The 24,015-nt window shown below is 54.8% G+C and carries 24 protein-coding genes; 16 read left to right on the forward strand and 8 right to left on the reverse strand.

Annotated features, from left to right (window positions below; translation table 11 throughout):
- Window positions 1-17 precede the first annotated feature (17 nt).
- On the reverse strand, window positions 18-344 hold the full coding sequence (nirD, locus tag ABGA49_RS08665) for a nitrite reductase small subunit NirD (protein ID WP_061492885.1): 327 nt from the start codon (window positions 342-344) through the stop codon (window positions 18-20).
- A complete protein-coding gene (gene nirB, locus ABGA49_RS08670; protein WP_347665436.1) occupies window positions 341-2,884 on the reverse strand; it encodes a nitrite reductase large subunit NirB in 2,544 nt (847 codons plus the stop codon). Before nirB ends, nirD begins: the two co-directional genes overlap by 4 nt.
- Before the next feature lie 241 nt (window positions 2,885-3,125).
- Between nirB and ABGA49_RS08675 the strand changes: the two genes are divergently transcribed.
- The 6 genes from ABGA49_RS08675 (at window position 3,126) to ABGA49_RS08700 (ending at window position 7,922) form a co-directional block, all read left to right on the forward strand.
- The gene (locus ABGA49_RS08675) at window positions 3,126-4,427 is read left to right on the forward strand and encodes a cytosine deaminase (protein WP_347665437.1); all 1,302 of its coding nucleotides are present in this window, start codon (window positions 3,126-3,128) and stop codon (window positions 4,425-4,427) included.
- Window positions 4,428-4,580: 153 nt separating this feature from the next.
- Window positions 4,581-5,153 carry a peptidylprolyl isomerase A gene (gene ppiA, locus ABGA49_RS08680; RefSeq protein ID WP_061492888.1) on the forward strand — a complete coding sequence of 191 codons (573 nt, stop codon included), beginning with the start codon at window positions 4,581-4,583 and terminating at the stop codon, window positions 5,151-5,153.
- A 103-nt stretch (window positions 5,154-5,256) separates the two neighbouring features.
- Window positions 5,257-5,427 carry a YhfG family protein gene (locus ABGA49_RS08685; protein WP_071889841.1) on the forward strand — a complete coding sequence of 57 codons (171 nt, stop codon included), beginning with the start codon at window positions 5,257-5,259 and terminating at the stop codon, window positions 5,425-5,427.
- The gene (locus tag ABGA49_RS08690; RefSeq protein WP_088236861.1) at window positions 5,417-6,019 is read left to right on the forward strand and encodes a putative adenosine monophosphate-protein transferase Fic; all 603 of its coding nucleotides are present in this window, start codon (window positions 5,417-5,419) and stop codon (window positions 6,017-6,019) included. Before ABGA49_RS08685 ends, ABGA49_RS08690 begins: the two co-directional genes overlap by 11 nt.
- A gap of 31 nt (window positions 6,020-6,050) precedes the next feature.
- Window positions 6,051-6,614 (forward strand): aminodeoxychorismate synthase component 2, encoded by a 564-nt coding sequence (gene pabA, locus ABGA49_RS08695; RefSeq protein WP_061492890.1) that lies wholly within the window; start codon window positions 6,051-6,053, stop codon window positions 6,612-6,614.
- A gap of 87 nt (window positions 6,615-6,701) precedes the next feature.
- On the forward strand, window positions 6,702-7,922 hold the full coding sequence (locus ABGA49_RS08700) for an aspartate aminotransferase family protein (RefSeq protein ID WP_347665438.1): 1,221 nt from the start codon (window positions 6,702-6,704) through the stop codon (window positions 7,920-7,922).
- On the opposite strand, the gene ABGA49_RS08705 is transcribed toward ABGA49_RS08700, so the two are convergent.
- Together ABGA49_RS08705 and crp are read right to left on the reverse strand one after the other, a co-directional pair.
- Window positions 7,919-9,997 (reverse strand): YccS/YhfK family putative transporter, encoded by a 2,079-nt coding sequence (locus ABGA49_RS08705; RefSeq protein ID WP_347665439.1) that lies wholly within the window; start codon window positions 9,995-9,997, stop codon window positions 7,919-7,921. The two genes, ABGA49_RS08700 and ABGA49_RS08705, sit on opposite strands and share 4 nt — an antisense overlap.
- A gap of 48 nt (window positions 9,998-10,045) precedes the next feature.
- The gene (gene crp / locus ABGA49_RS08710; protein WP_000242758.1) at window positions 10,046-10,678 is read right to left on the reverse strand and encodes a cAMP-activated global transcriptional regulator CRP; all 633 of its coding nucleotides are present in this window, start codon (window positions 10,676-10,678) and stop codon (window positions 10,046-10,048) included.
- A gap of 337 nt (window positions 10,679-11,015) precedes the next feature.
- Between crp and ABGA49_RS08715 the strand changes: the two genes are divergently transcribed.
- Window positions 11,016-11,420, forward strand: coding sequence for an OsmC family protein (locus tag ABGA49_RS08715; RefSeq protein WP_061492893.1), 405 nt, complete (start codon window positions 11,016-11,018; stop codon window positions 11,418-11,420).
- A gap of 49 nt (window positions 11,421-11,469) precedes the next feature.
- On the opposite strand, the gene ABGA49_RS08720 is transcribed toward ABGA49_RS08715, so the two are convergent.
- From ABGA49_RS08720 to ABGA49_RS08730, 3 genes are read right to left on the reverse strand one after another with little or no spacing between them, the layout of a single operon-like run.
- Window positions 11,470-12,339, reverse strand: coding sequence for a phosphoribulokinase (locus ABGA49_RS08720; RefSeq protein WP_061492894.1), 870 nt, complete (start codon window positions 12,337-12,339; stop codon window positions 11,470-11,472).
- Window positions 12,340-12,394: 55 nt separating this feature from the next.
- Window positions 12,395-12,613, reverse strand: coding sequence for a YheU family protein (locus ABGA49_RS08725; protein WP_061492895.1), 219 nt, complete (start codon window positions 12,611-12,613; stop codon window positions 12,395-12,397).
- Window positions 12,610-13,629, reverse strand: coding sequence for a hydrolase (locus ABGA49_RS08730; RefSeq protein WP_061492896.1), 1,020 nt, complete (start codon window positions 13,627-13,629; stop codon window positions 12,610-12,612). The genes ABGA49_RS08725 and ABGA49_RS08730 overlap by 4 nt, the downstream gene beginning before the upstream one ends.
- Window positions 13,630-13,802: 173 nt before the next feature.
- On the opposite strand from ABGA49_RS08730, the gene ABGA49_RS08735 reads away from it, so the two are divergent.
- Both ABGA49_RS08735 and ABGA49_RS08740 read left to right on the forward strand, forming a co-directional pair.
- Window positions 13,803-14,927, forward strand: coding sequence for a toxic anion resistance protein (locus ABGA49_RS08735; RefSeq protein WP_347665440.1), 1,125 nt, complete (start codon window positions 13,803-13,805; stop codon window positions 14,925-14,927).
- A gap of 15 nt (window positions 14,928-14,942) precedes the next feature.
- Window positions 14,943-15,923: a 5-bromo-4-chloroindolyl phosphate hydrolysis family protein gene (locus ABGA49_RS08740; RefSeq protein WP_061492898.1), complete on the forward strand. Its 981-nt coding sequence runs from the start codon at window positions 14,943-14,945 to the stop codon at window positions 15,921-15,923.
- 97 nt (window positions 15,924-16,020) lie between these two features.
- Here ABGA49_RS08740 and ABGA49_RS08745 read toward each other — a convergent pair whose 3' ends face one another.
- Complete coding sequence (locus tag ABGA49_RS08745) at window positions 16,021-16,740, reverse strand: NUDIX domain-containing protein (RefSeq protein WP_061492899.1); 720 nt, start codon at window positions 16,738-16,740, stop codon at window positions 16,021-16,023.
- 196 nt (window positions 16,741-16,936) lie between these two features.
- Between ABGA49_RS08745 and prs the strand changes: the two genes are divergently transcribed.
- The 7 genes from prs (at window position 16,937) to mdcE (ending at window position 23,949) form a co-directional block, all read left to right on the forward strand.
- Window positions 16,937-17,797, forward strand: coding sequence for a ribose-phosphate diphosphokinase (gene prs / locus ABGA49_RS08750; protein ID WP_347665451.1), 861 nt, complete (start codon window positions 16,937-16,939; stop codon window positions 17,795-17,797).
- A gap of 13 nt (window positions 17,798-17,810) precedes the next feature.
- Entirely contained in the window at window positions 17,811-19,301 is a 1,491-nt protein-coding gene (locus ABGA49_RS08755; protein WP_088236857.1) for a nicotinate phosphoribosyltransferase, read from the forward strand.
- A gap of 200 nt (window positions 19,302-19,501) precedes the next feature.
- Window positions 19,502-21,157, forward strand: a complete 1,656-nt coding sequence (mdcA, locus tag ABGA49_RS08760) for a malonate decarboxylase subunit alpha (RefSeq protein ID WP_134319023.1) — start codon at window positions 19,502-19,504, stop codon at window positions 21,155-21,157.
- Entirely contained in the window at window positions 21,157-22,014 is an 858-nt protein-coding gene (locus ABGA49_RS08765) for a triphosphoribosyl-dephospho-CoA synthase (RefSeq protein WP_088236855.1), read from the forward strand. Before mdcA ends, ABGA49_RS08765 begins: the two co-directional genes overlap by 1 nt.
- 9 nt (window positions 22,015-22,023) lie before the next feature.
- The gene (gene mdcC / locus ABGA49_RS08770) at window positions 22,024-22,323 is read left to right on the forward strand and encodes a malonate decarboxylase acyl carrier protein (RefSeq protein ID WP_088236854.1); all 300 of its coding nucleotides are present in this window, start codon (window positions 22,024-22,026) and stop codon (window positions 22,321-22,323) included.
- Window positions 22,316-23,152, forward strand: a complete 837-nt coding sequence (locus ABGA49_RS08775; protein ID WP_347665441.1) for a biotin-independent malonate decarboxylase subunit beta — start codon at window positions 22,316-22,318, stop codon at window positions 23,150-23,152. Before mdcC ends, ABGA49_RS08775 begins: the two co-directional genes overlap by 8 nt.
- Complete coding sequence (mdcE, locus tag ABGA49_RS08780; RefSeq protein ID WP_347665442.1) at window positions 23,149-23,949, forward strand: biotin-independent malonate decarboxylase subunit gamma; 801 nt, start codon at window positions 23,149-23,151, stop codon at window positions 23,947-23,949. The genes ABGA49_RS08775 and mdcE overlap by 4 nt, the downstream gene beginning before the upstream one ends.
- Window positions 23,950-24,015: the final 66 nt, after the last annotated feature.

Below are 24,015 nucleotides of genomic sequence, written 5' to 3' on the forward strand. Positions count from 1 at the left end.
GCACCCCCGCCGGGGTATCACGCTTTAATCTGTACAGCACCGTCTTTAACGCGCGCTTCAAAATGCGCGACAGAGCGGCTTTCATCTTCCATGCACAGCCCGTCACGCAGGCGGAAACGCTGTTTTTTCAACGGGCTGGCAACCCACAGCTCGCCCTGATGCTCCGCAATCAGCCCACGAGACAGCACGCTGGACTGGAAGAACGGATCGATATTGCTGATGGCGTAAATCTGGTCGTCGTGGCGCGGGCGAAAAATCGCCACTTGCTGATCGTTCACCAGGGCGCAAACGCCGGTGGCTGGCAAAATGTCGTCGATTTTGCAGATGGTGTTCCACTGACTCATGCGTTTTCCTCCACTAACGTTACCGGGATGCGTTCATACGGGGTCGCCGGACGATGCTGCTGGCGCTCTGGCACGACCTGCACGTTCGGGTCGCGACGATCGCTGTTAATAAAGTGTTTGAAGCGTGTCTGCGCGGCTGGCGTATTCACGGTTTCGGTCCATTCACAGATCACCGCGTCGCGCAGGCGAGTCATTTCTGCTTCGAGTTGAGCATCAAAGCCGAGCTTGTCATCAATAATCACGCTTTTCAGGTAGTCGATGCCGCCTTCCATGCTCTCCAGCCAGGACGCGGTACGTGTCAGTTTGTCCGCGGTGCGGATGTAGAACATCATAAAGCGGTCGAGATAGTGCAACAGCGTGTCATGGTCGAGGTCCGCCGCCAGCAAATCAGCGTGACGCGGTTTCATGCCGCCGTTACCACAGACATACAGGTTCCAGCCTTTCTCAGTGGCGATAATCCCCACATCTTTGCCCTGCGCTTCCGCACATTCACGGGTGCAGCCAGAAACGCCGAATTTCATTTTGTGTGGCGTACGAATGCCTTTGTAGCGGTTTTCCAGCTCAACGCCGAGCCCAACGCTATCGCCGACGCCATAGCGACACCAGGTCGAGCCGACGCAGGTTTTCGCCATGCGTAACGCTTTGGCATAGGCGTGACCGGTTTCGAAACCAGCATCGATCAACTGACGCCAGATTTCCGGCAGGTCATCTTTTTGCGCGCCAAACAGACCAATACGCTGTGACCCGGTGATTTTGGTGTAAAGATTAAATTCGCGAGCGATACGACCGACTTCCATCAGACCCTCCGGCGTGATTTCACCACCGGCGGAACGTGGGATCACCGAATAGGTGCCGTCTTTCTGGATGTTGGCAAGAAAGTTATCGTTGGTATCCTGCAACGGCGTATGTTGCGGTTTCAGGATGTACTCATTCCAGCAGGATGCCAGCAGTGAGCCAACGGTCGGTTTACACACTTCGCAACCGTAACCTTTACCGTATTTCGCCAACAGTTCGTCGAAGGATTTGATCCCTTCTACGCGAATCAGGTGATACAGCTCCTGGCGCGAATAGGCGAAGTGTTCGCACAGATTGTTGGTGATTTCGATGCCTTGTTTCGCCAGTTCTGCATTCAGGACCTGCGTCACCAGAGGGATACAACCGCCGCAGCCGGTACCGGCTTTGGTTTCGGCTTTCAGCGCCGCAACCGTATGGCACCCTTTGTTAATGGCGGCAATCAGGTCGCCTTTGGTCACATCGAAGCAGGAGCAAATTTGCGCGCTATCCGGCAGCTTATCGACACCGATAGAGGGTTTGCCGCTGCTGGCATGCGCCGGCAGGATCAGCGCGTCCGGGTTTTCCGGTAGCTCAATGGCGTTCAGCACCAGTTGCAGCAGGTTGCCGAAGTCGCTGGTGTCGCCCACCAATACCGCACCGAGCAGGGTTTTATTATCCGGGCTGACAATCAGGCGTTTGTAGACTTCTTTGCTTTCATCAAGATAAACGTAGCTACGTGCGCCCGGTGTACGGCCATGCGCATCGCCAATGCCGCCAACGTCAACGCCGAGCAGTTTCAGCTTGGCGCTGAGATCCGCGCCTTCAAACGCATTTTGCTTGCCAAGAATATGATCCACGGCGACCTGCGCCATTTTGTAACCCGGCGCGACCAGACCGTAAACTCGATTGCTCCAGCTTGCGCATTCGCCGATGGCGTAGATATCCGGATCGGAGGTTTGGCAGGTGTCGTTAATGACAATACCGCCGCGTTGCGCGATCTCCAGACCGCATTGCGTGGCCAGCTTATCGCGCGGGCGAATACCGGTAGAGAAGACGATAAAGTCAACTTCCAGCGCGCTGCCATCGGCAAAGTGCATCGTTTTACGCGCTTCCGTGCCTTGCTGGACAATCTCTTTGGTGTTTTTGCTGGTGTGCACACGCACGCCCATACTTTCGATTTTGCGTTTAAGCTGCTCGCCGCCCATCTGGTCGAGCTGCTCTGCCATGAGCATGGGTGCAAATTCAATAACGTGCGTTTCGACGCCCAGGTTTTTCAGTGCGCCTGCGGCTTCCAGACCGAGCAGGCCGCCGCCTATCACTGCACCGCGGCGGCTACGACGTGCGCACGACTCAATGGCGTTCAAATCTTCAATAGTACGGTAGACGAAACAGTCCTGCGTTTCGGAACCTTTAATCGGTGGGATCCACGGATACGAACCTGTAGCCATGATCAGTTTGTCGTACCAGACGGTGCGCCCGGCGCTGGAATGAATCACCTTTTCCTGACGGTTAATGGTGATAGCGCGTTCACCGACCAACACTTTAACGCCATGTTTCTCATAAAAACCTTCACGTACCAGTGACAGCTCTTCAGCCGTGTGGTGAGAGAAGTAGGACGAGAGATGGACGCGGTCGTAGGCTTTACGCGGCTCTTCACAGAAAACGGTAATGTCGAATTCGGACGCGTCGGCTTTATCGAGGAGGTCCTCAATGAAGCGGTGGCCGACCATGCCGTTACCGATAATAGCGAGTTTGACTTTGCTCATTTTTGCCTCGATTTCTTTTCTATTACTGCCTACCTTAACGATTCAGCTTCGGGGCTTATTGATGTGCATCAAATACATCTTCGCATACCACTTAATGAGTAGATGTTTGATTTTTATTGGTTTTTATAAGTTGTGGATATAACAGGCTTTTCTGGTTTGCAGAAATTGTGTACAAAAAGAGAGGTCTTTTTGCCTGCTCGTCTGATCCGAAATAGCAGACGAAAACAGAGGGAGTAGCGTGATGTCTACAGCACCGCTTTGGTTAGTCCAGAATGTGCATTTACCGGGTCGCGATGGTGTGTGGCAAATTGCGATTGAGAACGGACGCTTTGGTGATATTACGCCAATGGGGTCGTCGCACAGCGACAGTTATGAGGTGCTGAATGCGCGCGGCGGGTTGGCGTTGCCGCCGTTTATTGAGCCGCATATTCATCTCGACACGACACAAACCGCCGGGGAGCCGAACTGGAATCAATCCGGTACGTTGTTTGAAGGCATTGAGCGCTGGGCCGAGCGCAAGGCTCTGCTCAGCCACGACGATGTGAAGCGCCGTGCGTGGCAAACCCTGAAATGGCAAATGGCCAACGGCGTGCAGTATGTCCGCACCCATGTTGATGTTTCCGACCCTTCTTTGACGGCATTAAAAGCGATGCTGGAAGTGAAAGCCGAAGTGGCGCCATGGATAACTTTGCAAATTGTCGCTTTTCCGCAAGAAGGGATTCTCTCCTACCCCAATGGCGCAGCGTTACTGGAAGAGGCGCTTCGGTTAGGCGCGGATGTGGTGGGGGCGATCCCGCATTTTGAATTTACCCGGGAGTATGGCGTCGAATCGCTGCACATTGCCTTTGCGCTGGCGCAGAAGTATGACCGCCCGCTGGATATTCACTGCGATGAAATTGATGATGAGCAGTCGCGCTTTGTGGAAACGGTCGCGGCGCTGGCGTTAAAAATGGGTATTGGCCCGCGAGTGACGGCCAGCCATACCACGGCCATGCACTCTTACAACGGGGCTTATACCTCTCGTTTGTTCCGCTTGTTAAAACTTTCCGGCATTCACTTTGTTGCTAATCCGCTGGTCAATATTCATTTGCAGGGGCGCTTTGATGATTACCCCAAACGCCGGGGCATTACGCGAGTAAAAGAGCTGCTGGCCGCGGGGATTAATGTCTGCTTCGGTCACGATGATGTGTTCGATCCGTGGTATCCGCTGGGCACAGGCAATATGTTGCAGGTACTGCATATGGGGCTGCATGTTTGCCAGCTTATGGGCTATCAGCAAATTGATGAGGGGCTGCGCTTAATCACCCATAACAGCGCCCGTACCTTTGGTCTGACAGAGTACGGCATTGTTCCGGGCAATCCGGCAAATATGATTATCTTACCGGTGGAAAGCGGCTTTGACGCGGTGCGTTGCCAGGCGCCGGTACGCTGGTCGATTCGCCAGGGGCGGGTGATTGCCACTACGCAACCGGCGCAAACCTGGGTACAGACGGACTGTGGCGGTGAAGAGGTGGTTTTCAGCCGTCATAACGCACAAAAATAGCGATTCATCAGGCAGTATGCTTTTACAAAGCGCTGCCTGGTGTTACATATGTTTCCAAATACGTAAAATTGAGTAAAAGGCTGGCCTGCTGGCTGACTGCTCTTTAGAATCAAGCCACTCGCTTTCTTTACTGCTCTTCGTTAAGGAAACCTAATGGTTAAATCGACTCTGGCGGCCGTTGCGGCTGTTTTTGCGCTTTCTGGTCTCTCCTCTGCTGCGTTCGCCGCAAAAGGCGACCCTCATGTTCTGCTCACCACTTCTGCAGGTAATATCGAACTGGAGCTGAACAACCAGAAAGCCCCTGTGTCGGTAAAAAACTTCCTTGATTATGTGAACAACGGTTTTTACAACAACACGACGTTTCACCGTGTGATCCCGGGGTTTATGATTCAGGGCGGGGGTTTTAACGAGCAGATGCAGCAAAAGCAGCCTAATCCGCCGATCAAAAACGAAGCTGACAACGGTTTACGCAATACCCGCGGTACTATTGCGATGGCGCGCACAGCAGATAAAGACAGCGCCACCAGCCAGTTCTTTATCAACGTTGCAGATAATGCCTTCCTCGATCATGGCCAGCGCGATTTTGGCTATGCCGTTTTCGGTAAAGTTGTGAAAGGCATGGATGTCGCCGATAAGATTTCTCAGGTACAGACTCATGACTTCGGTCCTTATCAGAATGTCCCGTCAAAACCGATAGTTATCCTCTCCGCTAAAGTACTGCCGTAAGTCTTTTCCGCACGGGTCAGCCGGCCCGTGCTGCTTCGTCTTCTCTGCGTAACGCAAAATTGCTGCTTATACTTGTGGCAACTGTGTGAAACAGGGAGGCGCTATGACCAAAAAACTCACCGACAGGCAAAAATCCCGTCTCTGGGAGCAGCAGCGCAACGCCAATTTCCAGGCCAGCAGGCGTCTGGAGGGGGTCGATACCCCGCTGGTGACGCTCACTACCGCCGAAGCGAACGCGCGTCTTGATGAACTCAGGAGGCACTATGAGCGATAAATTTGGCGACGGGCGCGATCCCTATCTCTACCCCGGTTTGAACGTGATGCGTAATGTGCTGGGCATCCGGCAAGCGCAACGGCTGGAACAGGCTGCGTATGAATTGACGGCCTTACGTGCGGCAACGCTGGAGCTTGGCCCGCTTGCGCGGGGGCTGCCGCATTTGTGCGCTATCCATCATCATCTCTATCAGGACGTCTTTGATTGGGCCGGGCAGTTTCGTGAGGTCGATATCTATCAGGGTGATACACGCTTTTGCCATTTCGGGTACATCGAGAAAGAGGGCAATGCGCTGATGCAGCAACTGGAAAACGAAGAGTGGCTGTGTGGCCTGGAAAAAGCGGAATTTGTCGAGCGTCTGGCCCACTTCTACTGTGAAATCAATATGCTGCATCCATTCCGCCTCGGTAATGGTATTGCGCAGCGTATTTTCTTTGAACAACTGGCGCTGCACGCTGATTTCTCGCTTGACTGGCGGGAAGCCGACCCTGCGCGCTGGGGGGCGGCGAACCAGGCCGGAGCAATGGGGGATTTAGCGCCGCTCTGCGCGATCTTCAGCAAAGTAGTAAGCGAAGCCAGCGAAAGCGAGTAAACTAGCGCGGTTTGCTACCACAGAGGCCGCCATGATCCTGCTTATCGACAATTACGACTCTTTTACCTGGAACCTGTATCAATATTTCTGCGAGTTAGGGGCAAGCGTAGAGGTCAGACGTAATGATGAGATAGGGCTGGCGGATATCGCTGCGCTGGCACCGCAAAAAATCGTTATCTCACCTGGCCCTTGTACACCGGATGAGTCCGGTATTTCGTTAGACGTGATCCGCCATTACGCCGGAAAATGTCCCCTTCTTGGTGTCTGCCTTGGCCATCAGGCGATTGCGCAGGCGTTTGGCGCCACGATCGTGCGCGCGGCAAAAGTGATGCACGGTAAAACCTCGCCAATCAGCCATGATGGCACTGGGGTGTTTACCGGCCTTAATAATCCATTAACCGTCACGCGATACCATTCACTGGTTATCGATCCGCGTACGTTATCCGGCGACTTTGTGGTCACGGCGTGGAGTGAAAGCGGTGAAATTATGGGGATCCGTCATCGACAGTGGGATCTGGAAGGAGTGCAGTTTCACCCGGAAAGCATCCTGAGCGAGCAAGGGCATCAGCTACTGAAAAACTTCCTCAGTCGGTGATTTGTGGTTGCCATGCAGTGATTTTTTATGCATATTTCGTGATTATATTTTCATAATCAATGCTGCATATTAATAGGTGGGCATGACATGGCAACTCAGCAAGACGCAATTACGCGCGCAACATTCGATGACGTTATTCTGCCAATTTACGCACCAGCCGAGTTTATCCCGGTGAAGGGAAAAGGCAGCCGTGTGTGGGATCAGCAGGGTAAAGAGTATGTTGATTTTGCAGGTGGTATTGCCGTCACGGCGTTAGGTCATTGCCATCCGGCGCTGGTGGAAACGCTGAAAACGCAGGGGGAAACCCTGTGGCATACCAGCAATGTGTTCACTAATGAACCGGCGCTGCGCCTGGCGCGGAAACTGATTAACGCCACGTTTGCCGAGCGCGTGGTGTTTATGAACTCGGGTACTGAAGCCAACGAAACCGCATTTAAGCTGGCGCGTTTTTATGCATCCACGCGCCATAGCCCATATAAAACCAAAATCATCGCTTTTCATCATGCCTTCCATGGCCGTTCACTGTTCACCGTGAGCGTGGGGGGGCAACCGAAGTACTCCGACGGCTTTGGTCCGAAACCGGCAGACATTATCCATGTACCGTTTAACGATCTGCATGCGGTAAAAGCGGTGATGGACGATCACACCTGTGCGGTGGTGGTTGAGCCGATTCAGGGTGAAGGCGGCGTTACGGCGGCGTCACCGGAGTTTCTTAAAGGTTTACGTGAACTGTGCGACCAGCACGATGCGTTGCTGGTGTTTGATGAAGTCCAGTGCGGTATGGGACGTTGTGGTGAGCTGTTTGCTTATATGCACTATGGCGTCACGCCAGACATTCTCACCAGTGCGAAAGCGCTGGGCGGTGGTTTCCCCATCAGCGCCATGCTGACCACCCATGAGATTGCCAGCGTGTTCCATGCTGGTTCACACGGTTCGACATACGGCGGCAACCCGCTGGCGTGCGCCGTTGCTGGTACGGCGTTTGATATTATCAATACGCCAGACGTGCTGAGCGGAGTGAATGAAAAACGCCAGCTGTTTGTTAAACATTTGCAGCAAATCGGCGAGAAATTCGACCTGTTCAGCGATATTCGCGGTATGGGACTGTTGGTTGGCGCAGAGTTAAAAGCAGCGTACAAAGGCCGCGCTCGCGATTTCCTCTACGCGGCGGCCGATGCGGGCGTAATGGTGCTGAATGCCGGCCCGGATGTGATGCGCTTTGCGCCTTCGCTGGTGATAGACGAGCAGGACATTAACGAAGGGATGAACCGTTTTGCCGCTGCGGTGGCGAAAGTGATCAACGGCTAACCCCGCAGGCTGCGGGTCAACCAGATGCCATGATGTGGGCGCTGACGCCATGCTACCGACGAAATAGTATGCATGGTGTTCAGATGCCCGAGCACCCGCTGTAGATGTTGCTCCAGGGTGCTCATCGGCCCGTGGGTCAATGTCTCCGGCGCCTCCAGAATATTCACATCCCCCGACTCGCCCGGCCCGTCATACTCCAGTCGCTGCTGGCAGCGTTGCAGGGCAATTTCACAGGATTGCAAATAGCGTTGTGCCAGATCCGGCGTCAGCATGGTGTGTTCGCGTGCGAGGGTCGTCATGGCGTTGATATGCTCAACAATAAACTGGCTGTGTGTCACCCAGAGCTTCATGTCCTCAAGGTAGCGGGTATTGAATCCCGGCTCGAGCATGGCCTGATTCAGTGAGTTGAACAGCGCATTGTGCGCCTGGTTGACGCGCATCCGTTGCCAGGCCAGCGGAGTGGGCTTCGGGTTATCGCTGAGTATCAGGCGAATAGCCTCCTGGTAGGTTTCCAACGCGTCATGAGCGTTTTGCCGCAACAGACCACTTTGCCATTGCGGCCATAGCCAGACCATGCCGCCGAAGGCAATCAGGCAACCGAGCAGCGTATCGATCAGTCTGGCGACAATAAACTCCTCGCCGTTGAGCGTCAGCAGTTGCAGGGTATACACGGCGGTAATGGTAAAGCCGACCATCGCCCAGCCGTAGTTCTTACGGATGATCAGATAGCTTATCAGGGTGATCAGCAACATGGCCGCCAGCGTGACGCCGAGCGGTACGTGAAAGTGCAGGGCAATCCCGGCAATCATCAGCCCGGCGAGCGTGCCGGCCGCCCGGTGCACAATACGCACCCGTGTTGCACCATAGCCATTTTGCGTCACAAACATAATAGTCATCATGATCCAGTACGGCTTCGGCAAATGCAGTGCGCTCCCCATCAGACTGGCAATGCTGAGCATCACGCTGATACGCGCAGCATTACGCAACGCCGCAGATTTCAATGATAAATAACTTTTGAGCGCCGGAATGAGCGGCAGGCGCCGCTGCTTTTCTGCCATTAAATCGCGCAGATAGAGCGGACGTTGGGTTCGCAGCACACGGGCGATACGGCTAAAGTGCCAGGCGCAAAACTGCCCGACCGGGTTTTCCGGATGCTGGCGGGCGATTTTTTCCAGCGCGCCAACCTGCTTGTCCATGGTGAAACGTGTCGGATAGCGATGATAGAGAATGTCATCCGCCAGGACGCGCAGGCGGGCGGAGACGGTTTGTGCATTCCAGCGGATCACCTGTTCAGCATGGGTCTGTTCCACCAGTTTTTGCACCTCTTCCGGCTGGTGCAGGCTGACAGAAATATGCTCCTGTAAATCCAACGCCATCTGGAAGACGCGCAGCAGACGTTTGTAATCATTGTGTTGATTGGCCGCCAGCATATGCAGTTGCTGATAGCACGTACTTATCATATCCACCGCTTTTTGTTGGCGTGCGAGTAGCGGCGGCAAGGCTTTTTCCGGATCGGCATGTTGCGTCAACAAGCTGTATTTGGCTTCGCAATAATCAGCCAGTTGCCGGTAGAGCAGGCTAAGTGATTCGCGCAGCGGCTGTTCGCGCCACATCCAGAACCAGAACCAGTTAAACGCTCCATACCAGAGTGTACCCAGTGCATAAATTAGCAGGGGCTCCCACACGGGCATACTGCCCGCAAGACTCAGCGTGAAGATGGCGGCTATCAGCGACGCAGGCAGCAGCCGCCCGTGCAATGCGCTGATCTCGGCGGTCACACCGAGCAGTAAAGTGAGAACGGTAAAAATCATCGGCAGAGGCAGGGCTTCGGCCAGCAGAAGCTGTACGGCAAGACTGCATCCGGCAAACAGCGAACCGCCAATAATCAGACGTTTAAAGAAGCGTTTATGCGGGGTATCAAGACCGGCAATATTGCAGCAGGCAGGAACCAGAGAAAACAGCAGGCCCTGTTGGAGATGGCCGACGATTAACCCAATCGCCACGGGCAAACATAACACCAGCGTTTGTCGCAGTGCATAGTTGATTTCGGGGTGATAAATCAGCCTGCGCCACATGAGGAAACAAAAACGGCGCGCCGGATGATCAACGCGCCGTTTTGCGGATTAACGGGTTCCGTAAACCACGATGGTTTTACCGTGGGCGGAGATCAGGTTCTGATCTTCCAGCATTTTCAGAATACGGCCCACCGTTTCACGGGAGCAACCGACGATCTGACCAATTTCCTGACGGGTAATTTTAATTTGCATGCCGTCCGGGTGGGTCATGGCATCCGGCTGTTTCGCCAGGTTCAACAGTGTTTGTGCGATACGACCTGTTACGTCCAGGAAGGCGAGGTTACCCACTTTCTCAGACGTGACCTGCAGGCGGCGCGCCATTTGCGAGGAGAGACGCATCAGAATGTCCGGGTTAACCTGGATCAACTGACGGAATTTTTTGTAGGAGATTTCGGCCACTTCACATGCGGTCTTAGCGCGTACCCATGCACTGCGCTCCTGACCTTCTTCGAACAGTCCCAGTTCACCGATAAAGTCTCCCTGATTCAGGTAGGAGAGAATCATCTCTTTCCCTTCCTCATCCTTGATCAGCACTGCCACTGAGCCTTTGACGATGTAATACAACGTTTCCGCTTTTTCACCCTGGTGAATCAGCGTGCTCTTCGACGGGTACTTATGAATGTGGCAATGAGACAAGAACCATTCGAGAGTCGGGTCTGTTTGCGGTTTGCCAAGCACCATGCGCGATTATCCTCTGTTATAAGCTGTCTCCAGACACAGGATGTGCACCCTGCGTCTGGGGTTGCAATCTAAACACGCTATCATTCGACTTCGTGTCTTCGCTTCCAAAATCCTCGGAAGTGGACCGTCAGCGTTATCTGCGGCCTCTAATCAATGATGTCCTTTGCGTACATGCGTAATGTCAATGTATCTCTGTAGCATCCAGATTGTTTTAGCATAGCTTTTACCGCATGTCTCCTGGTGTCTCGCTTCAGCATGACGCAGGTCGCCTTCCGTTGCGACTTTTGTTATGTGCGCGTAATCTGTAAAGAAAATTGCAACTCCGGAGTAAATCAAAATGCAGGCTCGTGTGAAATGGGTGGAAGGGTTAACGTTCCTCGGTGAGTCCGCATCGGGTCACCAAATCCTGATGGACGGCAACTCAGGTGACAAAGCGCCAAGCCCGATGGAAATGGTGCTGATGGCCGCAGGCGGATGCAGCGCGATCGACGTGGTTTCTATCCTGCAAAAAGGGCGTCATAACGTGACGGACTGCGAAGTGAAACTGACGTCGGAACGTCGCGAAGAAGCGCCGCGTCTGTTTACGCATATCAATCTGCACTTTATTGTCACCGGCCACGATCTGAAAGATGCGGCGGTTTCCCGGGCGGTGGATCTGTCGGCGGAGAAGTATTGCTCTGTGGCGTTGATGCTGGAAAAAGCGGTGAACATCACCCATTCCTACGAAGTCATCGAAGCCTGACGGACGATGCCCGGTAGCGTCAGGCTTACCGGGCATAATTCGACCACTGCTATTTGATCTTTTTCCCTTCCATCAGCCGTTGCACCAGTGGTGTCATAATCAGCTCCATCGCCAGCCCCATCTTGCCGCCCGGCACCACCAGCGTGTCCATATGGGAAATAAACGAACCTTGCAGCATCGCTAATAACCACGGGTAATCTATCCCTTCCAGATTGCGGAAATGGATCACCACAAAACTCTCATCCAGCGAGGGAATGCCTTTTGCCGCAAACGGGTTTGAGGTATCGACGGTCGGGACGCGCTGGAAGTTAATATGGGTGCGGGAAAATTGCGGGGTGATGAAGTTGATATAGTCTTCCATTGAACGCACGACGGAGTCCATCACCGCTTCGCGAGAATGCCCGCGCTCGCTGGTATCGCGCACCAGCTTTTGGATCCACTCCAGGTTAACAATCGGCACCACGCCAACCAACAAGTCCACATAACGCGACACGTCATGCTGCGGCGTCACAACGCCGCCATGCAGCCCTTCGTAAAACAGCACATCTGTGGGTTCCGGCAAGGGTTGCCAGGGGGTAAACGTACCCGGCACCTGATTCCACGGCACGGCTTCATCGTAGGTATGGAGATATTTCCGCGCCTGGCCTTTTCCGGTCTGACCATACTCGCTAAAGGTTTGCTCCAGCAGCCCAAAATCATTTGCTTCCGGGCCAAAGTAGCTGATATGCCGCCCAAGATCGCGGGCTTTGCGGATCGCCATATCCATTTCCGGGCGGGTAAAGCGATGAAAACTGTCGCCTTCCACCTCGGCGGCCTGCATACCAAGCTGGGCGAAGATTTTACGGAAGGCAAGGCTGGTGGTGGTGGTTCCCGCACCGCTGGAACCGGTGACGGCAATAACCGGGTGTTTGGCGGACATAGCAACTCCCTGAATCAACGATTGTTTTCAGTATAGCCAGCCGCCCGGCACCCTGTTAGTCCCGGAACTGCCCGCGCGGCATAATATTTACCGTCTCGTGCAGTTCAGACCACACCAGCACGGCTTCACCGCGTTGCAGTTGCCGTTTAACGTCGGCGACCTTTTGTTCAAGCGAACGTTCATGTTCACCATAATCGGTGCCTTCGCGCAAGACAAAGCTCTCAATAAGATTGTCCAGCGTTTCGGTTGCGATATCTTGCCAGGGAATGATCATTTGGACTCCAGATAAGTGGATAGCCAGTCCGGAATACGCGTTTCGAGCCACATTTCCGGGTGGCGTAATGTTCCGCCGACAAAACCGACATGACCCCCGTGTTCAGTCAATTGGTACTCAATATTCGCCGGCAAATGCCCGATATCCGGGATCACGTTATGATCCATAAATGGATCATCTTTGGCGTGAATGATCAGCGTCGGTTTGCGAATATCCGGCAGTACCGGCATTGCGCTACAGCGGCGATAGTAGTCCAGCGCGTCGGCAAAGCCGTGAATTTTCGCGGTGATCAAATCGTCAAACTCGCGGATGCGCCGCACTTTGCGCAGCGCCGACAGCGTTAACGGCAGTGACCCCGGGTAAGCACGTAACTTCCGCGCCGCATTGGCTTTCAGCAAGTTCAGCAAGTAGCGCTGATAGACGCGGGAGAAACCTTTATCCATGTGGTAGCTGCACGCTTCCAGCACCAGTGGTGCTGACACAATCACCGCCGCATCGACTGGCAGGTTGTCATCTGCTTTCGCCAGCAGACAGCCGAGCATGTTGCCGCCAAGCGAGTAACCGACTGCCGCCGTCGGCGCTGCGCCAAACGTTTCGCGCAGCCAGTGCAAAAACCAGGTGCCATCTTCGGTTTCACCAGAGTGATAGATGCGGTTGAGTCGATTAGGGATGCCGCTACAGCCGCGGAAATGCATCACCACACCCAGCCAGCCGCGCTGTTTGGCCGCATAAACCAGACCGTGGGCATAAGGGCTGTGCAGGCTGCCCTCAAGACCGTGAAAGACCACCAAACGCGGTTTATGCCGCGCCTGATACGGTTCTTCACTCCAGGCGAGATCAACAAAATCGCCATCCGGCAGCTCAAGGCGCTGCCACCACGGCTCAAACTGCAGGCGACGACGTAAAAGACGTGGCAGCATCGTTTGTAGATGCGGATTACGCGCACCCGGCATCGGATGAAAGTTGTGCGCGTCTCCCTGATTTTCAAGGAAATTTGCCGGTGTAATATCTGCCATCTTAATAAGAAATTTAAGTTAATAGACGGTTATTATACTTGCTAACAATTAGGCTGTTTAATACTTTGCTGCTGTTGTAACGTATTAGCCTTTGCAGGCAGCTTCATAAAGACTTCAGAAAAGCAGCGATTACATTACCGCTGTCTGCCATTTACCCATTGAGGACGTATTGGATGACGGAAAATACCTCGCTTGACCTCGCAACGCCGCAGCAAGTAAACCAGTCGATGAATGACCTGCCGGGCAGTGAGCATTTAACCCCGGCGGATCGCGCGCAAATCCAGCATATTGTCGAAGCGATCAATATTACCGACCCGGCCTTTTCGTTGGGTTTTGGCGCAAAAACCATGAACAGCATCTCGCAGTTCTCCGACTCTCTGATGCAGGAAGTGCGGGCAAAAGATGCGGGCATTATCGGTACGCAACTGACCGAGTTGCTGCAAAAAATCAAAGGGGTGGACATCAACGCCTTTGAGCAAAAACCGGGCTTTCTCGCCTCACTGCCGCTGCTGGGATCGCTGTTTAACCGCATTGAGCGCACGTTGCTGGAGTACCAGACGCTGTCTCAACAGGTGGAAAGCATCACCGCAAAGCTGAATGACGCGATGGTTGATTTATTACGCAATATTTCCGTGCTCGAGACGCTCTTTGAGCGTAACCGCGAGGTTTTTCAGCAAATTACGCTGCACATTATTGCCGGTAAGCAAAAGCTGGAGCAGATAAAACAGAATGAACTGCCCGCTTTGCAGGCACAGGCAGCATCGGACCCGATGAACGCGCAGCGCGTGCGCGATCTGCTGGAAGGTATTCAGCGCTTTGAGCGTCGCCTGAATGATTTGATGGTATCGCGCACGATTGCGATGCAGTCCGCCCCGCAAATTCGCCTGATGCAGAGCAACAGCCAGTCACTGGCAGAAAAGATCCAAAGCAGCATTCTTTCCACCATTCCGGTATGGAAAAGCCAGATAGCGCTGGCCATGTCACTGCAAACCCAGCGTCAGGCGGCGAAACTGCAAAAAGAGGTGGCGGATACCACCAATGATTTACTGCGCCGCAATGCGGAAATGCTGCAAACCGGCACGCTGGAAACGGCGCGTGAGGTGGAGCGGTCAGTGGTGGATATCGACACCCTGCGCGATGTGCAGTCGCGGTTGCTGAGTACCATTGAAGAGTCGGTGAAAATTGCTACTGACGCGCGTCAACGCCGATCTGAAGTAGAAAAAGAGCTACTCACAATGGAAAACGATCTGCGCGATCGCCTGGCAAGCATAAGCCGCGACCCGGCCCGCCAGCCTTAAGTCAGGGAAGATAGCATGATTGAAAAGTTAGCCGCCGCACTCAATAAGATGCGCTCTACGCGCCTGCGGCGCTTCTCGCTGCAGGTTTTTGTGTTTTATCTCGCCGGTATCTACGCCGCTATTTTTGTCCGTTGGGCGAAGGAGAGCCAGTTAGCTTACGCGCCGGATAACACGCTGGGCGCCACCATGTCTATCCTCTGCTGGGTAGGGTTTGTCATTCTTTACCGTACGCTGGTTTATGACCGTATCGCGTTCTATGCGGGCCTGATTGCCGGTTTTACATGGCTCTTATTCGGCGATGCTGTGGTGATGCCATTTTGGGCCGGAAGTATGGCGCTGCTGGTCCATCTTTACCGCAGCCGACGGGATTTCTCACCCCTTCTTATCTGGTACCTGTTTATCGCCACTGTCCCGACAATCGCGGCGTATACCGATCAATACTCCCTGATGGCGCATCCTTTCTATCTGGTGCTTTTTGTCGTTTTGCTGCTCGCTTACTTCGTATATGAATACGCACAAAAGGTTAACGCCCGCAGAAAGGCGGCTATAGAGGCGATGCGCGAAGAGGCTGAACTGGCGAAAGAGGAGGTCGCTTTCACCGAGCAAACGCTGGATCAGCAGATTGCACGGCTGGAAAAAATGGCGAAACTGCCTGAGCTGGTACAACAAGAGCTGACGGATATCACCGCCGCCGCGCGGCTGATTCGTCACTGTATGGAAACCGATAAAAGGGATAGCGAGCCAGGGCGGCAGTTTTTACAACGCTATCTGCCTATCGTGGAGAACATCGTTACTAAAGGACAAACCCTTGCCAGACAACTGGACGATCCTGAAAAGCGGCAGCAGTCGATAACGGAACAGCTTGATGCGCTGGCATCCCTTAGACAGGCGTTTCGTCAGCATCACCAGAAGCTGCTGGAAAATGACTCGGACGATCTCAGCATCGAGATCAAAGTGCTGGAAAAAATCCTCAAAACTGACGGTTATAACACCTGACCGAACGCCCGCCGCCGTGCGGGCGTTTTACTTCCCGGCCATCAATCTTTTTCCCTTCGCAATAATGGCTTAAGACACGTTATGCGCAGCGGTTGGTTTAATCGGTTAATAAATTGCGCGAAAACAGGTGGATATCAACATCCGGTTTACGCCGCCACAGCCGCGCTTTTCGTGCCCCGGTCGCCACGCTTTCCCCGGTTTCTTCAAACATGCCGGACGCTTCAAAACGGCGGATCAGACTTTTACGCTGAATAGGCTGGCCAAGAATAATCTCGGTCGCTTCCTGGAGTTGCGTCTGTGTGAACGTTTCCGGCAGACAGTAAACCGGCAGGAGCGAGTACATGGTTTTCTGTCGTAACCGGTGCTGCGCCGCCTGAATAATATCACGATGATCGAAGGCCAGCTCATACTGATCCAGTTCACTGACCGGCACCCATTTGGCATTGCTGACGCTGGCAATGTGCGGTGCGCAAGAAACCCACGAGATCAGGGCGAACCAGGCAACGGTCAGGCTCCAGCCGCGCGGGTCGCGTTGTGGACCGGAAAAGGTATCCAGTTGTTCAAGCCAGGAGGGAGAGACGCCGGTTTTCTCGATCAGCTTACGCAGCGCCGTGGCACGGGTGGAATCGTCCTTCGCCATATCAATAAAACCACCGGGTAACCCCCAACGCCCTTGTTGCGGCTGGCTGGCACGCTCAACCAACAATACGCAAAGTACCTGCTGATGCAGGGTAAACAACACACTGTCGACCGTCACCAAAGGTGAAGGAAAACGGCTGGCATCATAAGAGTCAAGATACTCTGCTTCGCTGATCATCGCTTACTCGCTTAATTTCACACGTCCCAAGTTTATCAGCCTGCCAAAGTGCGGCAAGCTAACTTTTAATCCATTATTTTTCAGCTTGTTAGCTTCTTTCTGTGTGGTACATACAAAAAACGCTTGCATTAATTATGTCTCATGGACAATATTAAAAGTGTCCAAGAGACATAATTAAGTAAATGTGAGGTGAATGATGGCGAGCAGAATTGAGTTGTTTATGGATAATCAGCAGGTTGATGTGACGCACGGCGTTTTTCCGGATGGTGCCGTATGGCTGAAAGTCACGGGTACGCTGCCATCCTTCGCCCGCGTTATGCGTATCCGTGTGGCCGCCATGCGTGATATGAACGATTTTATGCTGCTGGCGCAACTGGTCGAGGCGGTACGCCACGTTACAGATATCAACATCAGCCATCTGGAGCTGGCCTGGCTGCCATGGGCGCGTCAGGATCGGCATATGGTGACAGGCGACAGCTTTGCGCTGAAAGTGTTCGCTAACCAACTGAACACCCTGAATTTCGATAAAGTGTTTATCCTCGATCCGCACAGCGATGCCGCCGCAGCAGCCATTCATCACTGTGTCGCCATTGCGCAGGAAACCTGCCTGTTACAGAGCGAAACGCTGCGCCGCGCCATTCGTCAGGGCGAACTGATGCTGGTGGCACCGGATGCGGGCGCACTGAAGAAAATCCACAACGTGGCGAAAGCCAGCGGTGCGCAGACCTACGCCATTCTGACGAAGGCGCGCGATGTGGCGACTGGTAATCTGACAAGGTTTGCGCTGGTCTCAGGCGATGTGGCAGGAAAAGATCTGCTAATTGTTGATGACCTCTGCGATGCAGGCGGCACGTTTATTGGCTCAGCTCAGGTACTGCGCGATGCAGGCGCTCGCAGCGTCAGCCTGTATGTTACGCACGGCGTCTTCTCTAAAGGCGTGGAGAACCTGCTCAACAACGGTATCGACGCCATTTACACCACCACGTCCTACGCTTCCCCGGAGCTTGATGAGCCGCGGGTTGAACTGATCGACATTGATACCATTTTTCGCGCTTAAGGGAGATAACACCATGAATATCAATCCAATCCTGGCTATCGACGGTTATAAAGTGTCGCACCGCGTTCAGTATCCGCAGGGGACAACGCAGGTTTATTCCAACTTCACTCCGCGCAGCGATCGTTTTTTCCAGTCGCCGGTAGCAGACGGCAAACTGGTGTTCTTTGGCCTGCAAGGTTTCCTGCAATGGTTTATGGTCGATCTGTTTAACGATGGTTTTTTTGCTCGCCCGGAAGATGACGTGGTGAACGAATACAAACAGGTGATGGACAGCTATCTCGGCAGGGATGCCGTGGCGGTGGATCACATTCGTGCGCTGCACCGTTTGGGTTACCTGCCATTGCACATCAAGTCGCTGGATGAAGGCAGTAAAGTCCCGATGAAAGTGCCGGTTCTCACCATCACTAATACCCGCGATGAGTTTTTCTGGCTGGTGAACTACCTGGAAACGGTGCTCTCCGCTGAATTGTGGAAAGCCTCCACCAATGCCACCATTGCGCACCACTACCGTAAGATCTGTGAACAGTGGGCAGAAAAAACCTGTACGGATTTATCACACCTGGATTTCCAGTGTCATGACTTCTCATTCCGTGGTATGGCGGGCCTGCACGACACCGCGCAAGCCGGAGCAGGGCATCTGCTGAGTTTTAAAGGGACAGACAGCATCCCGTCGCTGCTGTATGCCCGCGATCACTACACCGGCGGCGAAGAGTACTTCATCGGAGCCAGCATTCCGGCCACTGAACACAGCGTGATGTGTATGGGTGAACACGACCATGAAATCGAAACGTTCCGTCGCCTGATTGCCGATATTTATCCGCAGGGATTTGTGTCGATTGTCTCTGATACCTGGGACTACTGGCGCGTTCTGACGGAATATACCCGCGAGCTGAAACAGATCATTCTTGGTCGCGAAGGTCGCGTAGTGTTCCGTCCGGACAGCGGCGACCCGGTGGAAATCCTCTGCGGTACTGGCGCGGATGACGATACGCGTCCAGAACGCAGCCCGGAAGAGAAAGGCTCGGTAGAAGTGCTGTGGGAAATTTTTGGCGGCACGATCAACGACAAAGGCTACAAAGTATTGGATCCGCACGTTGGCCTGATTTACGGCGACTCCATTACACTGGCACGCGCCAATGAGATCCTGCGCCGTCTGGAGGCTAAAGGGTTTGCCAGTTCGAATGTGGTGTTCGGCGTAGGCTCGTTTACTTATCAGTACAACACCCGCGATACCTTCGGTTTTGCCATGAAAGCCACCTGGGGGGCGGTAAACGGCGAAGGGCGGATGATTTTTAAAGAGCCGAAAACCGATAACGGCCTGAAACGTTCCGCACGAGGGTTATTGCGGGTAGAGCGTGACGCGCAGGGCGAATTGCAACTGCATGACGAACAGAGTTGGGAGCAGGAGCAAGGCGGTGAACTGAAAACCCGCTTCCTTGATGGCAAGCTCTACCAGACTGAACACTTCGAGCACATTCGTCAGCGTCTGGCCAGCCAGCGCTAATCTCTATAGCGGCACATTCTGTGCCGCTATAGTTCTTTTTCCCGCCGCTGAAACTGATCCACATCACAGATTGTTTCTTTGATTATTACTCTCAGGCTAATGATTTAACGACCTCCTTAATTGATGCCTTTCTCACCAGGGCGCACACTGAGTTCAGTGTTAAGCAAATCAAAATGATGAGCTGAATCAGGAGGTTAATAATGTTATCTGGGCAAACGCCAGCACAGGTATGGAACACGCGGCGCAGCGAGAAACAGCGCCGCCTGGCGTCCATCCCCGTGCAGGGGAAGGTACTGCCGACTGGCGATCTTGTCGCCATGCTGGAAAAACTGATCGCACCGGGCGACCGTGTCGTGCTGGAAGGGAACAACCAGAAGCAGGCGGATTTCCTCTCCCGCTCTCTGGCGGAAGTGAACCCGCAGAAAGTGCACGACCTGCATATGATTATGCCCAGCGTCGGCCGTAGCGAACATCTTGATATCTTCGAGAAAGGCATCGCACGCAAACTCGATTTTTCCTTCTCAGGCACCCAAAGCTTGCGCATTTCGCAACTGCTGGAAGACGGTTTGCTCGAAATCGGCGCGATCCACACTTACATCGAACTTTATTCCCGTCTGTACGTTGACCTGTGCCCAAACGTGGCGCTGATTGCCGGTTACAAAGCGGACCGCAAAGGTAATCTCTACACCGGTCCAAGTACGGAAGATACCCCGGCGCTGGTTGAAGCAGCGGCCTTTCGTGACGGTATTGTCATCGCGCAAGTGAACGAACTGGTGGACGACGAATGCGATCTGCCGCGCGTGGATATTCCTGGCTCGTGGATTGACTACGTGGTTGTCGCCGATAAACCGTTCTTTATCGAACCGCTGTTCACCCGCGACCCGCGTCTGATCAAACAAGAACACATTCTGATGGCGATGATGGCCATTAAAGGCATCTATGCAGAGCATCAGGTGCAGTCGCTGAACCACGGTATCGGCTTTAACACCGCCGCCATCGAACTGCTGCTGCCGACTTACGGCGAACAGCTCGGTCTGAAAGGCAAAATCTGTAAACACTGGACGCTGAACCCGCATCCCACGCTGATCCCGGCGATTGAAAGCGGTTGGGTCGAAAGCGTGCACTGCTTCGGCGGTGAACTCGGCATGGAAGAGTACATCCGTGCGCGTCCGGACGTGTTCTTCACCGGTGCTGACGGCTCCATGCGTTCTAACCGCGCGTTCTGCCAGTTAGCAGGCCAGTATGCGGTGGACATGTTTATCGGCTCCACCTTGCAGGTCGACGGGCTGGCGAACTCCTCCACCGTTACCCGTGGTCGTCTCTCCGGTTTTGGCGGTGCGCCGAACATGGGGCATGACCCGCACGGTCGCCGTCACGCCACACCGGCATGGCTGAACATGATCACCGAAGCGGACCCGATGCAGCGCGGTAAAAAACTGGTGGTGCAGATGGTGGAAACCTTCCAGGCCGGCGCGAAACCGACCTTCGTTGAAAAACTCGACGCGGTGGACGTGGCGAAAGCCTCCGGTATGCCGCTGGCACCCGTGATGATTTACGGCGATGACGTTACCCACGTGCTGACCGAAGAGGGGATTGCTTACCTCTACCGTGCGGAAAGTATTGAAGAGCGTCGTGCGATGGTCGCCGCCGTTGCCGGTATTACTGACATCGGTCTGGGTGTGGACGCAAAACGCGTCGCGGCATTGCGCCAAAGCGGCAAAGTGGTTTACCCGGAAGATATGGGCATTCGCCGCACTGATGCGACCCGCTCGTTGCTGGCTGCCAGCAGCGTGGCTGACCTGGTGGAATGGTCTGGCGGTCTTTACAACCCACCTGCGAAATTCCGGAGCTGGTGATGAAACTTCTGCCACAGATTGCGGCTGAGGGCGGTGCCTTTCGTCTGGCGCACACCGCCACAGAATGCCTGATTGACGAAGCACGTTTAAGCCCGAAACCCGGTCTGGTGGACAGTCGGGGGAATGGCGCGCACCACGATTTAACGCTCGAACTGATGGAGCGTTCCGCGCACAGCCTGACCCCTACGTTTCAGGCGCTGGCGCAACAGAGCTGGTTGCAACCAGCAAACGTTGCGCTCAGACAAACCATAGGGCGACTCGGTCGGGAAGGTGAACAGCAGATGATGGCCGCCACCGACGGCGTGAATACCCATCGCGGTGCGATTTGGGCACTGGGCTTGTTGGTCAGCGCGGTGGCGATGTGCGGCGGCGAAGGGTCGGCGCAGGCGATTGCCAACATTGCTGCCCAACTGGCGACACTGCCGGATGATGCTGCGCCGAAGGTCTTTAGTAAAGGGCTTCGCGCCACGCACCGCTACCGGGTTCCCGGCGCGCGTGAAGAAGCACAGCAGGCGTTTCCGCACATCATGAGGTTGGCGCTGCCGCAGCTCCACCTCAGCCGCCAGCGCGGCAGCAGCGAAACCCACGCAAGGCTCGATGCGCTGATGGCCATCATGACCTCGCTCAGTGACACCTGTGTGTTATCGCGCGCGGGTCTCGAAGGGCTGGAGACGATGCGCCACGGTGCGCGTGCGGTACTGCGTGCGGGTGGGGTTGCGCATCCTGACGGGCAGCAGCGGCTGGCCGAACTGGACAGGCAAATGCTGGCGCTAAACGCGTCACCGGGCGGTGCAGCAGATTTACTCGCCGCCACGCTGTTTCTCGATCGCATTACCACGCCTTATTTAGCGAATTAAGAGGAAGTTATGGAACACATTACGATAACCGTGCCTGCGGGCCGCGCCTTACGCGGTAAAGCGCTGGCAGGCGTTGTGGGCTCCGGGGATATGGAGGTGTTATTCACCGCCGGCCAGGGGCAAACACTGACAATTGATATCACCACCTCGGTGGATAACAGCCGTGGACGCTGGGAAGCCCTGTTCAACCGCCTCGGTCTGGTCAGCACCCTGCCTGCCGGCACATTGGTGATTCACGATTTCGGCGCGACGCCCGGTGTGGCGCGTATCCGCATCGAACAGGTATTCGAAGAGGTGAGCTATGCGTGACGATCGCAGTTTTATCGAACTCAAAGCGCGTCAGCGTGCCCATGCGCTGCTGGATGAAGGCAGCTACCGCGAATTACTCGATCCGTTCGAAGGCATTATCTCCCCGTGGTTAGGGCCGCAGGGCATCGTGCCGCAGGCGGATGATGGCATGGTCGTCGCTAAAGGTAGCATCAATGGTCAGCCTGCGGTGGTGGTGGCCATCGAAGGCGCTTTCCAGGGCGGCAGTATGGGGGAAGTCTCCGGCGCAAAAATGGCGGCGGCGCTGGAGCTGGCAGCGGAAGATAACCGCAACGGCATCCCGACACAGGCGGTGTTGTGCCTGGAAACCGGCGGCGTGCGTTTGCAGGAAGCCAACCTCGGTCTGGCGGCGATTGCCGATATCCATGCCGCGATTGTCGATCTGCGCCGGTACACCCCGGTGGTCGGCATTGTTGCCGGGACGGTTGGCTGTTTTGGTGGGATGTCCATCGCGGCGGCGTTGTGCAGCTATCTCATTGTTACCCGTGAAGCCCGCCTTGGTCTGAACGGCCCGCAGGTTATCGAGCAGGAAGCCGGGATCGAAGAGTATGACTCCCGCGACCGTCCGTTTATCTGGAGCATGACCGGTGGCGAAGTGCGTTATCGCAGCGGGCTGGTGGATGCGCTGGTCGGCGATGGTGTTAATGCGGTGAAAGCGGCAATGAAGGCGGCGATCGCCAAAGGCGTGCCTTCGCAACATCGCACCGATAAATACGATGACTATTTGCAACGTCTGAGCCAGTTCGACACCCGTAAACAAGCGGATGCAGAACAGATCAGCGCGTTGTTTGCCGGGGAGGGTAAAGCATGAGTACGACAATGAGCCGCGGCGCATTATGGCTGGAAAAACTGGCGCCCAATGCCCAACGCCTGAGCGGGCTGTGCCCGTCGGTACAAGCGGTTGACGGTGACGTTAACGGCGAAGCGGTGCGTTTTATTGCCGTGGTGCCGGATGCCAACAACCATTACCCGCGTGCGGTAAAAGGGGAAGTCGGCCTGCTGGAAGGCTGGACGCTGGCAAAAGTTGTCAGCGAAACCGTCGCCGCTGATGCTAACAGCCGCGTGAAGCGCCCGATCATCGCGGTGATTGATGTACCGAGCCAGGCTTATGGTCGTCGCGAAGAAGCGTTTGGCATTCACCAGGCGTTGGCCGGTGCGGCCGCAGCTTACGCCAATGCACGTCTGGCGGGTCACCCGGTTATCGGTTTGATCGTCGGTAAAGCGATGTCCGGTGCCTTTCTGGCGCACGGTTACCAGGCTAACCGCCTGATTGCATTCAACGACGCTGGCGTGCTGATTCACGCCATGGGCAAAGCGTCAGCGGCGCGCATAACGCTGCGTACCGTCGAGGCGCTGGAAAAACTGGCCGCCACCATTCCGCCGATGGCGTATGACATCAGCAACTACGCAACACTGGGGCTGCTGGCGGATCTGCTGAATATCAGCAATCCGGATGCCCCTTCAGCAAGCGATCTGGTGCAGGTGACCGCCACGCTGCAACAGGCCATTAAAGACGCTCGTCAGGACACCTCGCTGAAAAACCGTCTGGGTGCTGACAACCGCCGTAGCTCCGCTCTTGTGCGCGAACGCATGAAAGCGAGCTGGTAAGTAAAAAGAAACCTGCCAGAGAGCAAAACCATGGGCGTGGTTGCCGCGCCCATACAGAATTTTGCT

The organism is Kosakonia sp. WA-90 (genome assembly GCF_039871955.1).
GTDB classification, from domain to species: Bacteria; Pseudomonadota; Gammaproteobacteria; order Enterobacterales; family Enterobacteriaceae; genus Kosakonia; species Kosakonia oryzendophytica.